The sequence below is a fragment of the Bacillus sp. T3 genome, from assembly GCF_033449965.1.
Taxonomy (GTDB): Bacteria; Bacillota; Bacilli; order Bacillales; family Cytobacillaceae; genus Bacillus_BU.
On record NZ_CP137761.1, the window covers coordinates 260,567 to 274,178 of the forward strand.

Consider the following 13,612-nt stretch of genomic DNA (forward strand, 5'->3'; position numbering starts at 1 on the left):
TTTCCCTTAATTCATTTTTAATGTTAACAGGCGGTAATGTCCTGGTCCAAGCTCGTTTATCACGCAATCGAGCCCTAACTGTTCGAACGCAGCAACGAGCGGCTGTCCTGGGTGTGGCAGGTGAATTTCAAACACGGTTCCTTTTGGTGCCTTCTGAACAGCATTGATAATTTCTTGACGCGGATGCAGCCCTTTTTTCACCATTTCACGAACATCTATGATCATTCGGATTCCTTCTTTTTGTATTTCCAGCATATAAATCAAACTCCTTTTATTAAAGAATGTTGTTGATTTTTAAGTACTCTATTCATTTGAGCACATCTCGCTGCAATCAACAGACCATTTTAACAGAGACTGTTATTTTATTTATATAATCATTCAAAATCTAAATCATTGATATAAATCAATTGCAGGTTTGAAAGATTTTTTGGAAAATCGCACATAAATGCCCTTTTAATGGAAAACAATAAGCTGACCAATTAAAAAGGAGGATGCAAAATGCGCAAATTTATGTGGAGTATGATGGTCACTCTACTCTTATCATCAACTTTATTTTCGGTAGCTTATGGACAAAAGACTGAAATGAATAAGCCAGCTCAGCCTGCACAGCCACAGGTTCAATTAACAGAACAGCAGAAAACAGAATTGGCTCAGCTACATAAAGACATTCTTGAGAAAAAGAAAGAAATGATTCAGAAGTACGTCGAATTCGGCGTAATTGAAGAGGAAAAAGGGCAAATGATGATTGCTCACTTTGAAAAGCATTATGAAATGATGGAGCAAAATGGGTTCATGATGCCACGCCATCCGATGAAAAGCCCTAAAGCGGAAAAGTCTGAATAAGGAAGAGCTCAGTCACGTTGACTGAGCTCTTTTCATATATGTAACAGCACGCACTTTTTCAGTTTGCTACCTGAATGAAATTCGCTATACTGTTAAATTGAAGGAAGGTGCGGAAATATGGCGCAGGCAAAAACAAATGCAATGCGAATCCTTGATTCACACAAGGTTAACTATCAACAATATCACTATGAAAATAAAGATGGAAAAATCGATGGCGTTTCTGTTGCCCAAAAAATAAACAAAGATGTCATGATGGTCTATAAAACGCTCGTCGCCAAAGGGGCTATTAAAAATATTTATGTGTTTGTGATTCCAGTTGAGAAAGAACTAGATTTGAAAAAGGCAGCAAAGGCTGCTGGAGAAAAAAGGTTGAAATGGTGGCAGTGAAAGATATTCAAGCCCTGACTGGATATATTCGTGGCGGGTGCTCTCCGATTGGGATGAAAAAGCAGTACCCAACCTACATCGAATCGAGTGCTCTCGAGCTAGAAACAATGATTGTCAGCGGTGGCAAAATCGGCATGCAAATTGAATTGGACGTTACGAGCCTACAACAGCTCACTTCCGCAGAGATGGTTGATTTAGTGAAATAAATAGTCAAAGATAAATGCTCCTCAATGTTGAGGGGTGTTTTTTGTTAAAGAATGGTGTTGATTTTTAAGAAATCTGTTGATTGGAGCGGCAGGCGAGCACCTGGAGCGAAAATCAACAGACAAATTTAAAAGCGTATTGTAAAAAAATCTGACAGTTTGGGCATTCACCTATGAAAAGTGGCTTGCATAAAGTAAAAAAGTGTAAGTACTTCTAACAATAAGGGAGTGTCGAAGTTGGCGGGTAAGATATTAAATTATTACGCAGGCGGCAATACAGCAAGAGGCTTTTATAGCTTGTACGAGTCAAATCTTCAGAATTTAAATAAGCTGTTCATATTAAAAGGCGGACCCGGAACGGGTAAATCAACATTGATGAAAGATGTCGGCAATGCCTTCACTGAAAAAGGCTATCATATCGAATATTTACATTGTTCTTCGGATAACAGCTCCATCGATGGGGTCATCATCCCAGCCATAAAAGCAGGAATCGTCGACGGCACGGCCCCCCATGTCATAGAACCAAAAGCACCTGGTGCAATTGAAGAGTATGTAAACCTAGGAGTTGCATGGGACACTGCAAAGCTTGCACCTCTTAAAGACCGCATTTTGGAGCTGACAAACAAAAGTAGTACTGCATTTCATACAGCATATAGTCTCTTTGGTGAAGCACTGAGGGTTCATGATGAGTGGGAAAAAATCTATATTGAAAACATGGATTTTGAAAAAGTAAATCAATTTACGATTGAGCTAACGAGCAAGCTTTTTGGAGAGGGAGGAGCGAGTGGTAGTAGTGTTGAGAAGGCGCCAGTCTGGCATCGCTTTTTAGGGGCTGCCACTCCAATCGGTGCGGTCGATTATGTCCAAAACTTAACCGAAGGGCTACCAAAGCGTTATTTTATTAAAGGTCGCCCAGGCTCAGGAAAATCGACCTTGCTGAAAAAGCTAGTTGCTCATGCTGAGCAAAATGGTCTAGAAGTCGAAGTATACCATTGCGGCTTTGATCCAAACAGTTTGGATATGGTGATTGTGCGTAAATTAGGTTTTGCAATTTTCGATAGTACGGCACCACATGAATATTTCCCAAGTCGTGATGGGGATGAAATTATCGATATGTATGATAGGTTTATAACCCCAGGGACTGATGAAAAATTCCACGTGGAAATTACGGAAATCTCCGCGCGCTACAAAGCGAAAATGGAAGAGGCTATTTCCTATTTAGCTCAAGCTAAAGCGTTTCATGATGAGCTAGAGGCCGTGTATCGCCCAGCGATGGACTTCGAAGAGATTTCCAGAATCACAGCCGAAATCAAGGCACAGCTGCTTAATATGATAGACTAATGAAAGGGACCTCATCCTTTTAAGAGTCTAGTGATCACGATCAGTCCAATTCCTACTCAGAATTGGACTTAAAATACATAATGAGATGGATTCATAACCAATTCAAAGATAACAATATTAAGCGCCCTGTTGATTGGTGCGGAAAGCGAGCACCTCTCGCAGCAATCAACAGACAAATTTAACAAAGCTATTAAAAAAGGAGTAAAACAAGATGGATATAGAATTTGTCGTAGATGTGTTTGAGAAACACCGTAATCAAGAATTGGCGAAACCGATGGAACAATATATGAAAAATCATTTTCCGTACCTTGGGATAAAATCTCCTGAACGCAGGGCTCTGACAAAAGAGGTTTTTCAGAAGCTCAACGTTGCAAAGGAACCATTTGATGAAATGTTCGTGTTAGACCTATGGAAATTACCGGAACGAGAATATCAATATATTGCTCTAGATTATCTTGTAAAAAAAGACAAGCAGCTGACGAAAGAACAACTGGTATTGTTAGAGAGGTTGATTTTGACCAAATCATGGTGGGATACGGTTGATGTGTTAGCACCAAAGCCAGTTGGAAGCATTGCGTTACGAGAAAAATCAGTTATTCAGGACTTTATTGGAGGCTGGGCTCACCATGAAAATATGTGGCTGCGTCGAGCGGCCATTCTGTTCCAGCTCAAGTATAAAAGCGCAACCGATGAAGCGCTCCTTTACCGCTTTATTTTAATCAATGCAACCAGCAAAGAATTTTTCATTCAAAAGGCGATTGGCTGGGCATTGCGGGAGTATTCAAAAACGAACCGCGAGTCAGTAAAGCAGTTTATATTGGAAAATCCGCTAATGCCGCTTAGTATGCGTGAAGGCTCAAAATACCTTACATAAGCTTTCTTCAGCAGTTCATGTTAAAATGGCTACGATACTAGACACTTAAAAATATACATCAAGACAAAGGAGCTAACACATATGATTAAATGCATCGCAAGTGATATGGACGGGACACTTTTGACTGGAAATGCAAACATCTCTGAGAAAAATATACAAGCGATCAAGCAAGCTCAAGAAAACGGCGTAGAATTTGTCGTAGCCACAGGACGCTCATTTCAGGAAGCGCAATTTGCCTTAGTGCAAGCCGGGATCAGCTGTCCGGTGATTTGCGTAAACGGAGCTGAAGTTCGGTCCGCAGATGGTGAGATTGTTGCCAGCCAACCTTTGCCACAGGAATTAGCAGTTCAGGCTGCAGAGATACTCGCGTATCATGATGTTTATTTTGAAGTATACACAGACAAAGGAGCATTCACGAATGACATAGACCAGGCTATTTCGGTGATGCTTGATGTGTTTACAAGTGCCAATCATCAGTTTTCTGAGGAAGAGGTCGAAGCATTCGCGAAGGAACGGGTCGATTCGGGCTTTGTTCATTTTTTAGAGGATTACCACGAAATTTTTGCAAGCAATCAAATATATAAATTACTTGCCTTTTCACCTGATTTAGCTGAGCTTTCGAATGCACGTGAAAGACTTAGTCAATTAACGGAACTAGCTGTAAGCTCCTCCAGGTGATGGAAATTTAGAAATCACCTCTCAGTCAGCCCAAAAAGGAATCGCATTAGAGCAATTTGTAAAACAAAAAGGCATTTCACTTAAAGAAACGATGGCAATTGGAGATAACGATAATGACTTATCCATGCTGAGCCGTGTTGGGCGCTCTGTTGCAATGGGAAATGCTGCAGAGCATGTAAAGGCCCAATGTGACTTTGTAACCTCACGAAACGATGAGGACGGAGTTGGAAAAGCGATCATAGAAGCATTAAGTTTGTAGAATTCCAACCAACTTGTTTCATGTGAAACAAGGTAGCGGTCTGCCCTCTAAAATAAACGCAGAAAAAAGGAGTAAAGACATCATCGTCTCTACTCCTTTTGTGCTAACCCATGCATAATAAATTGAATCGTTCGTTCAATCTCCAACTCATCATCCCATTCAAGCTCCAGGAAGAGTAAATAACGACCGATTAAAAAGCCAAAAATCGTTGAAGCAATTAGCCGTACGATTGTATAGGCTGGAACCTCGATGATCTCTCCTCGGGCTTGATAATGCTCAATTAGTATTTTAACTCGGTCATATACTTGTGGCAGAATATGCGTTTTAAATTGCGTCTGCAGCTCAGGCTGAAATGGGAGCTCTTGCAGCATGATTTTAAATAAGGAAAGGTTTTGCTGTAGAAAGTCGCGGCGATTTTCAATCATTGCCCGCAGGAAATCTTCATAGCATCCATAATTCGTATTTAAGACCTTGCTTATATCCTTAATGATAAATGGAGCCAGAAACTTTGCCATTGTTGGGGCAACAATCGCCAGCAGCAATTCCTTTTTCGTTTTATAATGGCGAAAAATCGTGCCTTCAGCAACTCCGGCTTTTTTGGCAATCTCACTGGTCGAAGTAGCCGCATACCCCTTTTCAGAAAAAGAATCGATGGCTGCGAGAAGGATTTGTTTTTGCTTTTCGGTTAAATCATCTGCATCCTCAAACCATTGCTTCAATAATAAATCTTGGTCTTCCATCACGCACTCCTTCAAAACCGGATATTTGTTTTATTTTAAAGATGCTATTGATTTGTGCTTAACCAACAGAGACTGTCTTTAAACCTTACGATACTTCCTTAGTGCTAAAATATTTAAGGTAATAAATAGGAGTGAAAAACCTGCCAATATCAGCAAATCAGGATAGATCATCTCAAAGCCTAGCCCGCGGACCATCACATCACGGAGTGCATTAGCCGCGTAATAAAGCGGTGTAACGACGCCAATCCAGCTTAGCCACTCAGTAATAGTCTCCAAATTAAACAAACCTGAGAAGAAGATTTGTGGGACAACAACCAGTGGAATAAACTGTATCATTTGCAGCTCATTATTAGCAAATGCCGAAAGCAAGGTTCCAAGCGTAAGAGCTGACATTGACAGCAGCAGGATAATCAGCAGCACGTACCAAAACGTCCCGACCATTTGCATGTCTAAAACATAGATCGCATACGCAGCGATGATCGTTGCTTGGAGCATCGTAAAGATTCCAAATCCAAGTACATAGCCAATAACGATTTCCCATTTTCTTAGTGGGCTAGAAAGCAACCGCTCGAGCGTTCCGCTTGTCCGCTCTCTAAGAAAGGAAACTCCGGCGATTAAAAAGACGAAAAAGAAAACAAAGAACCCAAGTAGAACAGGTCCAAAATAATCAAATTGCCCCATATCCTCGCCACCATGAAAATAAGTAACCTCAGGTTCTGCAGTTTGAGCTTGAGCTTGGGCTTGGAGCGGCTTGAAGGCTGCCTGCACCCATTTCATCACAGCACCGTTTACGGAAGGATCACTACCCTCAAGTGTAATGGCTGCAGCCCCCTGTTTCATTTCAATAAAACCATCAATATCGCGATTCTCTATCGCTTGTATTGCTTGTGTGGATGAATCGTATTCTGTAATGTCTGCATCATCGAGATTGAGCTGTTGTTGGATGGGCTCTGGTATATTTACGAGCCCCACTTTCGGAAGATAATCGTTGCCGTTAAAGACTAAGTTCATCATGGTTAAAATTAAGATAGGAGCCATTATCATTAAGGCCATCGTTCGCTTATCCCTGATAATTTGGCGCAGTATCCGAATGACTAACGCTTTTATTCTCATTAGTTTGCACCTCCGTAAGCAAGAAATGCCCCTTCGATTGAGGTTGTACCTGTGTTGCTCTTTAGTTCCTCTGCTGTTCCAACGGCAATTAATTGACCGTCGCGAATCATTCCGAGCCGATGACATTTCTCAGCTTCATCCATTACATGGGTTGTGATAATGATTGTTACGCCTGTTTTATTGAGCTCGTAAAAGCTATCCCAAATACTTTTACGTAACACAGGGTCAATCCCGACGGTTGGCTCATCTAGAATGAGGAGCTCAGGCTCATGGAGCAAAGCTGCGGCAAGGGAGAGTCGGCGTTTCATTCCCCCTGAATAATTGAAAACTAGTTTATTTATATCATCGTGCAAGTTGACGATTTGCATGACCTCTTTTATGCGAGCTTCCTGCTGTTTTCCTTTCATTCCATAAAGGGAGGAAAAAAATTGCAGGTTTTCTTTTGCTGACAGCTCACCATAAAGGGCATCAGATTGTGCCATATAGCCAATTCGTTCCATTAGCGCGAGCGAGGGCATTTTTTGATTAAACACATAATTCTCACCGCTTGTTGGCGTATCGAGCCCAGCCAATTCTTTTACTAGCGTTGTTTTTCCAGCACCCGATGGTCCAAGAAAGCCAAAAATTTCGCCCTTTTTGATGTCTAAGTTTATTTCTTTTAGTACTTGCTGTTTACCAAATGATTTGGACACGTTGGAAATCGAAACAATAGAATCTTGTTTACTCATTCGTTGTCACCTCGATTAGGTTAAGTTAGGTAATGAGTGATTACTCACTGTAATATTATTTGATTATATGTAATTTGTAAAGTGAGTAATCACTCACTTTGTAAATTTTGACAAAGATAGCCAATCAAACCAAAAAGGTCCCTCGCACTGAGCTAGAGACCTCAATAAACTATAAAATCACGATGTCCAAGGAGCTAACCTGGGAGACGAGGAGCTCTTCGTATTCCTTTTGAGATAGGAAGGAAATTTCCTGATCAGATACATTTGGATTTTCCTGTTTAACCTTTTCAGCAATATCCTTTTGGACCTTTTGTGTTAAAACGATGTATTGAGCATGGGTTTTTTGAAGCTGCCAAAAACGCTTCTCACCAAACTCGATTAGCATCGTTTTGGCAATGGCAGAGTTTTTGTACTTAGCGCGAGTTCTTTCCACCTCGCTGGTTATTTCCTCAGATGTTGCCTTATGGCCTTTTTCCTCAGCGAGCAGCGCCATAGAGCGGAGACGAATAACTTCGGTTAACAATTGATTTTCATTTTCGGTCTGCTCCTCCTGGGAATCCCAGTTGGCCATTCTCGACTCAAGCTCTGCACCCGAATAATTTTTCTGGTCGGCTTCACGGTTGATAGCTATTTGTAATTGGTTGTTAAAACGGAAAAAATCTAGCTCGTCAACGGTGATAGGCTTACCATTAATCGTGGCAACGCCTTCCACCTTTTCCACCTCTACTTCCATTATTTTTTCAACTGTATAACCTTCCTTTTTTAACGTAAATGTAACATTGTAACTTCCTGACATGGTGAATTCAGCCTTTGCGGTGTAGAGTCCATCTCCTACTTCTTCAAGGCGAAGATTGATACTGCCATGGTCCATCGATGTCATTTCAAACAAGGCTCGTGCGCTTACACCCGTAACCGGTTACCATCTTCCGTTATTTTGATTTCAATTGGGGTTTCTTGCCCTTTTTTATATTGGAGTGGCTTGGTGAAACCAACCTCCCAATTTCTCCGGTCCCGCCGCAGCCTGCAAGCAGAACGATTAAGCCTAGTAAAATAAAGCCAATCCATTTTTTTAACATCGTTATCCTCCTAACTCTTCAACTGTATAAATTGTTCTACGGTGTACTTTTCTAATTTGTTATTATCAATAAAAGCAACATGCGTACATACTTGCTTGATTTCATCGAGATGATGGGAGGAAAGCAGAATGGTTTTATCCTTCAAAGACTTTAATACTTCTAAAATTTCTTTGCGACCCATTGGATCAATTCCGCTAGTTGGTTCGTCTAAAATCAAGATGTCGCTGTCTTGGTATAAGGTGATGGCTAAGCCTAAACGCTGCAGCATCCCCTTTGAATAGCCTTTGACCGGTGCATGACGATCGTCCCATAGGCGTACGGACGTAAGCAGTTGTTCGATGCGCTTATGATCTATTTTCTTAGCTATCGCCTCTGCAAAAAAGTGCATGTTTTCAAGCCCAGTTAACGATGGATACAACATAAATTTTTCAGGCAGATAGCTTATTTCATTTTGCTTGAGCGATGTACCGCGCCCCTTTATTTTAATTATCCCTTTTTTACCGGGAGCAACCCGAGCAAGCTATTAATAAGCGTGGATTTCCCTGCGCCATTTCGGCCGACTAACGCACAAACCTCATTTTTTCCAATATGGAGATGAACGTCGTCTAATACGATTTTCTTTCCAAACGATTGAGAGAGATGCTGTACTTCGATCATTCTATCTCCTCCTTTCGATGGAAAATGACGGCTAATCCAAACGATATCATCATGAATAACGATGTATTAATCAGTAAAAATAACCCAGGCTTGATCCACATAAACGATTTTAACAGCTTTGACATGTGTTCAAACGAGTATACACCTAATGAGGATTCCAGGAATATTCTTGCTACTTGAATTGGATTTAAAAAGTAAAGACTCGAAAACCATTTCACATTTTCGTATGTAACATCGGAAAGTAAGGATAAAAGAATAAAGTCATGCAGAAAGAAAAAGTAAAACCAAATTGCGATCGTAAATCCAATAATCTGCATTTTGGAACTGCTGATGCTGCCAATAAAAATGCCAATTTGACTGAAGACGAGTAATAAACAAACTAGCGTAATTAAAAATGTCGAAAAGCTGATAAAATTTAGTTCAAAAATAAATTTAATAGGAACTAAGTATACCAAAAACCAAATGAAGATGGGGCCAATTAATACTGTATGAATCGCCAAGCTTTTTTTCAACAAGAAGCTTGGATAGCTATCCCGTTTCGTTAACAGCATGATTAATGTCTTTTGTTCTTTTTCTTGGAAAATAGCAAATGCTCCGAGAAAGAGGCAGAGAATCGGGATAAAATACACGAATGCATCAAATAGGTTAATCAATAGGACAAAGAAGCCATGCTCAAAGGAAAGCGTGGAAGAGGAAACCAACAGACTAATTGAAACGAGCACAATGATTGCTAAAGAGAACCAAAATCCTTTTCCTCTTATGCTTTCCTTCCATTCCTTCCAAATATAATGCATAGTGGAAATCTCCCTTTTAATAAAATAAAGCCTGCGGAAGCTGCGCCACCCAAAATAAACCAGAGCCAATGATTGGTTGGGCGCTCTTGGTCGACCAATGGGGCAGGGTCTTTAAACATCGTTTTGGATTGGTTGAAAAATTGATTGATTTTTTCGTAGACCGCTATTGCCAGGACTTTTTAAAAATAAATAGGTTAGTTCCTGGTTTTCGATCAGCTCATGCAGTGACGAATGATAGGTGACGGCTTCGTCCCCGACTCCATCCTGATTTAGGTCAAGCACAGGAAAAGCATCTCCCCAATTGTTCCCCTTATGGTTTGCACTCCAATGATTGTCACCCTGTCCACCTAGTGCAAACACGGGAATCGTATTGTCCTGAATTTTATTTAAAGTAAAGGTTTGTTTATTGGAGCTAGCCCAAAGCTCAACGCCAATTTGATTGTTTACAATTGTGTTGTTTTTAAATAAATTATTGGTTGATTGGTCTACGTATAAACCACGTTGATTGAGCTGAAAGGTATTACCTTCAATGACCGTTTCATTGGCTGAGAGTAGAAATAAACCGAATGATTTATGACCATAATTAAAAATAAACTGATTATCCATGAGCCGGTTGCCTGATGATTCCATAATCGCGGCACCGCCCGTATTAAAGGTAAAGGTATTTCGTTTAAAATGATTGTCATTAGAATACATAAAATGTAATCCGTAGCGCGTTTCGCTTAGGGTGTTATTAAAAATTTGGTTGTTGTTTGCATATTCAAAGTACATTCCATCTCGAGTGCCATTTACTTGATTATTTTTCAAAAGGTTGTCATTTGAATAATAAATATGAAGTCCGTTTCCTTGCTTTGCAATTTGACCGGAACCAAGTCCGGTGATTGTGCAGTTTTGAATCGTATTGTGATGGGACTGGCTTAAATAGATACCGTGAAAGGAATCGTTGATCGTAATGGAATCAACAATATTGCCATTTTCGTACAGCTTGATGGCTGCGTATTCCTCAGCAGAATTGCGATTCATCGAGCTGTTTGTCACAGTCAGGTTGCGCAGGGTGACGTTTGGAGCTTTCACCGAAATCACATTTCCAGGTGCCATCCCCTTTAATGACAGTATGTTTGGCCCCAACGATTTTAATTGATTTTTCGATGACGAGATTGCCTTCATACGTTTGATCGTCAAGCTGTAAAACCGCTCCCTCTTCAAGTGAGTCAATGATTGTCTGCAAATTTTCGGCTGCAGCTATTTTGTGAGGGATAGCGATAAAAATCAATGACACCATCAAGAATGTGAGCAGGGTTTGTTTCATTTGCGCCGTTCCTTCCATAACGGGATTAAGAGCAACAAAAAGGCGATGATGATCAAATACGAACCCAGTTGCAGTAGGCTATGTGTCGTAAAATTGGCAACGATATTCTTTCCGAGCATTGGTGGGATAAACGGCTCCATCTCGATTGGTGCTTTAGGGTCAAGCTCTGTTCCATAGCTTACGAGCCAGCGCCGCAAGTCCCAAACCCCCAGTGTCCCACCTATTACGAATAGGCCAATGACACTATATAAATAAGCCTTTTTGCGAATGAAAGCTGCACTTAGGACGAGAACAGCCAAGCCGCCAATAAGGTACGTTAAGTATTGAAGCTCGGGGAAGCTGGCTTCACTAAAGCCCTTCATCCCAATGTAGTGGTTCAAGGCATTAATATTATCAATTTGCCCTTCTAGCTTGTCTGGAAATACGACAATTGATAATCCTTCCAGGATATTGTGGTGCATAAAACTCCATCTTCCACCATGGGAAGAAGAGGGAGGAGCCAATTAGCAAAGCTGACACGACAATCATTGCACTGGAAAAAATAGAAATTTTTTTACCCTTCATAGGAAACACGCCTTTCACTCAACAGAACAGGAAAAAGAGACTGAATCAGATGAGAATTCACTCCGCAAAACACGTGCCACCTGTTTGTTAGTGGTGCACCATTTCTTGTTGAATAAACTCTTCATAGTGTTGAGCCAGCCTCTTTGCCTTATTCTTAATTTTTTGGTTTTACGAGAAGATATCCTGACATTTCTTGGTGTAATGCGGAACAGAAGTTTGTACAGTAAAGTGGGTACGTCCCTGCTTTATCCGCTGTAAACACCATCGTGTTCGTTTGTCCAGGCTGGACTTCCATATTTAGGTTATATTGGTTAATCCCGAAACCATGGGTGATATCCTGGTCAAGGTCGATATTCGTTAAGTGAATGTATACTTTATCCCCCTGGTTGACCTCAATCGAATCAGGTCGTTTGGCTTTTGCGTCAAAGACGAATTTAGAACGCATCGCAATTCCGTATACATGTACTTCGTTGCCTTTTCGTTCAATGCGCGTATCATCCTGTTTGTATACGGCAAGCTTGTTGCTTTCATCCTTTGGATAAATCGAAATCGTCTTGATTTTATCCGCCTTAATCATTTGCGCATAGTGTGGTTCTGGGTCAACTGGTGCCGATTGAATCACTTTCATCTTATTGCCTGTCAAATCAATGAGCTGCATCGATTCTGGATGGGATGGTCCGACAGATAAATACGAGTCCTTGGCAATTTTATTGAGCGACACAAGGTATTTCCCGTCTGGTGTAGCCGTATCTCCTTCAGCTGCTGATGAATGCCCAGGTGAATACTGAACCGGTACACGGTCTAATGTTTCGCCTGTAGTTGGATCCCATTTAACGACCTCTGAAGAGATAAACATCGTTGTATACGCCATGCCTTTTTCATCAAACTGGGTATGAAGTGGTCCAAGTGCATTTTCTGGATTCACTTCTCGTTCCATTACAGATTCATAGTTTAAAACTGGAATTCCATTGCGCTCCCCATCAAACTTCCCTTTTTCAATCGCTTTAAAGGCTTTTTCAAAAGAAAAGACGGTCATTGCTGGTGCGAGCTTTCCAGATGCAATAAAACGTTTTCCGTCTGGTGTAACATCGACGCCATGTGGTGATTTCGCAACTGGAATTAAATAGATTCCGCCTTTATGCTTCTCAGGGTAAATCATCTTTTGGCCGGTTACTTCATCGTATTCTCCGTTTTTAACCTTTTGCTCGAGCTCTTTCCAGTTAATCAGGACGATATAGTCACGGTCAGCCTGTGAAGCATTGATTTCTAGATTCGTTGTTGCTTCCTCAGTGTTGTAGGTTGTAATTACGGCCCAATCTCCAGGACATCTTTTTGCCGGCGTCGGATAAATCATAGGACCAAGGTGGAAGAGCAACCTGGTAGGCGATATTTAATTCTTCTTTTTCTCATCAAAGGTAACAGCCGACATGACGCCGCGATATTTTTCACTGTAATCATCTAAACTAGCATACTCACTTCCGATTGGAACGGCGAATCGTGTTGGTAAAAACATATATTCTGTGTTTTCCGTAACAAAAGCCGCACAGTGTGGACCACTTGTATTCGGAACATTGATAATATCCTTGGTTGTGAATGTTTCAAGGTTCACGACCGCTGCCCGGCTGTTGGCAACATCTGTCGCAAATAAATATTTCCCGTCATATTCACCATTCGTCTCAGAGATGGCTGGATGATGGAGGTCGCCCCATGTATAACCGCCAAGCATTTCCTTTGTATGCTCATCATAACCATAGCCAGTGGCAGGATCTGGAGTGAATACGGGAATCGTTCGAATTTTACGCATCGATGGTACGCCGTATACAAACATTTGACCAGAGTGGCCACCTGATGCCATCAAATAATATTCGTCCTTCTCACCGAATGGGACATAAACCTTCTCAGCATTCGACTTGTTGTTGGTTGCAACTGTTGCGTCTGTTTTTGATCCGGGTGAAAAGTCACCAAAAATCACGGTTGCAGCTAGAAGCCCAGCTACTAAACCGGTTGAAATTGGAATCCAATTCTTCATGAATAGAGCACCACCTT

16 protein-coding genes and 3 pseudogenes are annotated in these 13,612 nt (G+C 41.1%); 6 read left to right on the forward strand and 13 right to left on the reverse strand.

Annotated elements, in window-relative coordinates:
- Positions 1 to 6: 6 nt before the first annotated feature.
- Entirely contained in the window at positions 7 to 255 is a 249-nt protein-coding gene (locus RGF10_RS01420) for an amino acid decarboxylase (protein WP_318506627.1), read from the reverse strand.
- A gap of 243 nt (positions 256 to 498) precedes the next feature.
- Between RGF10_RS01420 and RGF10_RS01425 the strand changes: the two genes are divergently transcribed.
- From RGF10_RS01425 to RGF10_RS01450, 6 genes and pseudogenes are all read left to right on the forward strand, one after another.
- The gene (locus RGF10_RS01425) at positions 499 to 843 is read left to right on the forward strand and encodes a YckD family protein (protein WP_318506629.1); all 345 of its coding nucleotides are present in this window, start codon (positions 499 to 501) and stop codon (positions 841 to 843) included.
- 117 nt (positions 844 to 960) lie between these two features.
- Positions 961 to 1,436 (forward strand): annotated as a pseudogene (ybaK, locus tag RGF10_RS01430) (Cys-tRNA(Pro) deacylase).
- A 234-nt stretch (positions 1,437 to 1,670) separates the two neighbouring features.
- The gene (locus RGF10_RS01435) at positions 1,671 to 2,774 is read left to right on the forward strand and encodes a PRK06851 family protein (RefSeq protein WP_318506632.1); all 1,104 of its coding nucleotides are present in this window, start codon (positions 1,671 to 1,673) and stop codon (positions 2,772 to 2,774) included.
- A 211-nt stretch (positions 2,775 to 2,985) separates the two neighbouring features.
- Entirely contained in the window at positions 2,986 to 3,648 is a 663-nt protein-coding gene (locus tag RGF10_RS01440) for a DNA alkylation repair protein (RefSeq protein WP_318506634.1), read from the forward strand.
- Between the two features lie 81 nt (positions 3,649 to 3,729).
- The gene (locus RGF10_RS01445; protein WP_318506636.1) at positions 3,730 to 4,326 is read left to right on the forward strand and encodes an HAD family hydrolase; all 597 of its coding nucleotides are present in this window, start codon (positions 3,730 to 3,732) and stop codon (positions 4,324 to 4,326) included.
- 40 nt (positions 4,327 to 4,366) lie between these two features.
- Complete coding sequence (locus RGF10_RS01450; RefSeq protein WP_318509290.1) at positions 4,367 to 4,585, forward strand: HAD family hydrolase; 219 nt, start codon at positions 4,367 to 4,369, stop codon at positions 4,583 to 4,585.
- An 89-nt stretch (positions 4,586 to 4,674) separates the two neighbouring features.
- On the opposite strand, the gene RGF10_RS01455 is transcribed toward RGF10_RS01450, so the two are convergent.
- The 12 genes and pseudogenes from RGF10_RS01455 to nosZ all read right to left on the reverse strand — a co-directional run bounded on the left by RGF10_RS01455 (position 4,675) and on the right by nosZ (position 13,595).
- Positions 4,675 to 5,325, reverse strand: coding sequence for a TetR/AcrR family transcriptional regulator (locus tag RGF10_RS01455; protein ID WP_318506638.1), 651 nt, complete (start codon positions 5,323 to 5,325; stop codon positions 4,675 to 4,677).
- Between the two features lie 78 nt (positions 5,326 to 5,403).
- Positions 5,404 to 6,438, reverse strand: a complete 1,035-nt coding sequence (locus RGF10_RS01460) for an ABC transporter permease (protein ID WP_318506641.1) — start codon at positions 6,436 to 6,438, stop codon at positions 5,404 to 5,406.
- Positions 6,438 to 7,166: an ABC transporter ATP-binding protein gene (locus RGF10_RS01465; RefSeq protein ID WP_318506643.1), complete on the reverse strand. Its 729-nt coding sequence runs from the start codon at positions 7,164 to 7,166 to the stop codon at positions 6,438 to 6,440. Before RGF10_RS01465 ends, RGF10_RS01460 begins: the two co-directional genes overlap by 1 nt.
- A 169-nt stretch (positions 7,167 to 7,335) precedes the next feature.
- The gene (locus RGF10_RS01470; protein ID WP_412176665.1) at positions 7,336 to 8,046 is read right to left on the reverse strand and encodes a hypothetical protein; all 711 of its coding nucleotides are present in this window, start codon (positions 8,044 to 8,046) and stop codon (positions 7,336 to 7,338) included.
- A 49-nt stretch (positions 8,047 to 8,095) separates the two neighbouring features.
- Complete coding sequence (locus tag RGF10_RS01475; protein WP_318506649.1) at positions 8,096 to 8,242, reverse strand: hypothetical protein; 147 nt, start codon at positions 8,240 to 8,242, stop codon at positions 8,096 to 8,098.
- Positions 8,243 to 8,252: 10 nt separating this feature from the next.
- A complete protein-coding gene (locus RGF10_RS23685; RefSeq protein WP_412176709.1) occupies positions 8,253 to 8,510 on the reverse strand; it encodes an AAA family ATPase in 258 nt (85 codons plus the stop codon).
- Positions 8,496 to 8,899, reverse strand: a pseudogene (locus tag RGF10_RS23690) (ATP-binding cassette domain-containing protein); the annotation flags it as partial. The gene RGF10_RS23685 and the pseudogene RGF10_RS23690, both read right to left, overlap by 15 nt.
- Positions 8,896 to 9,693: an ABC transporter permease gene (locus RGF10_RS01490; RefSeq protein WP_318506654.1), complete on the reverse strand. Its 798-nt coding sequence runs from the start codon at positions 9,691 to 9,693 to the stop codon at positions 8,896 to 8,898. The gene RGF10_RS01490 and the pseudogene RGF10_RS23690, both read right to left, overlap by 4 nt.
- A 111-nt stretch (positions 9,694 to 9,804) precedes the next feature.
- A complete protein-coding gene (locus tag RGF10_RS01495; RefSeq protein WP_318506656.1) occupies positions 9,805 to 10,716 on the reverse strand; it encodes a NosD domain-containing protein in 912 nt (303 codons plus the stop codon).
- The gene (locus RGF10_RS01500; protein WP_318506658.1) at positions 10,697 to 11,002 is read right to left on the reverse strand and encodes a hypothetical protein; all 306 of its coding nucleotides are present in this window, start codon (positions 11,000 to 11,002) and stop codon (positions 10,697 to 10,699) included. Before RGF10_RS01500 ends, RGF10_RS01495 begins: the two co-directional genes overlap by 20 nt.
- Positions 10,999 to 11,463, reverse strand: coding sequence for a hypothetical protein (locus RGF10_RS01505; RefSeq protein WP_318506660.1), 465 nt, complete (start codon positions 11,461 to 11,463; stop codon positions 10,999 to 11,001). The genes RGF10_RS01500 and RGF10_RS01505 overlap by 4 nt, the downstream gene beginning before the upstream one ends.
- Before the next feature lie 257 nt (positions 11,464 to 11,720).
- A pseudogene (gene nosZ, locus RGF10_RS01510) lies at positions 11,721 to 13,595 on the reverse strand (Sec-dependent nitrous-oxide reductase).
- Positions 13,596 to 13,612 lie beyond the last annotated feature (17 nt).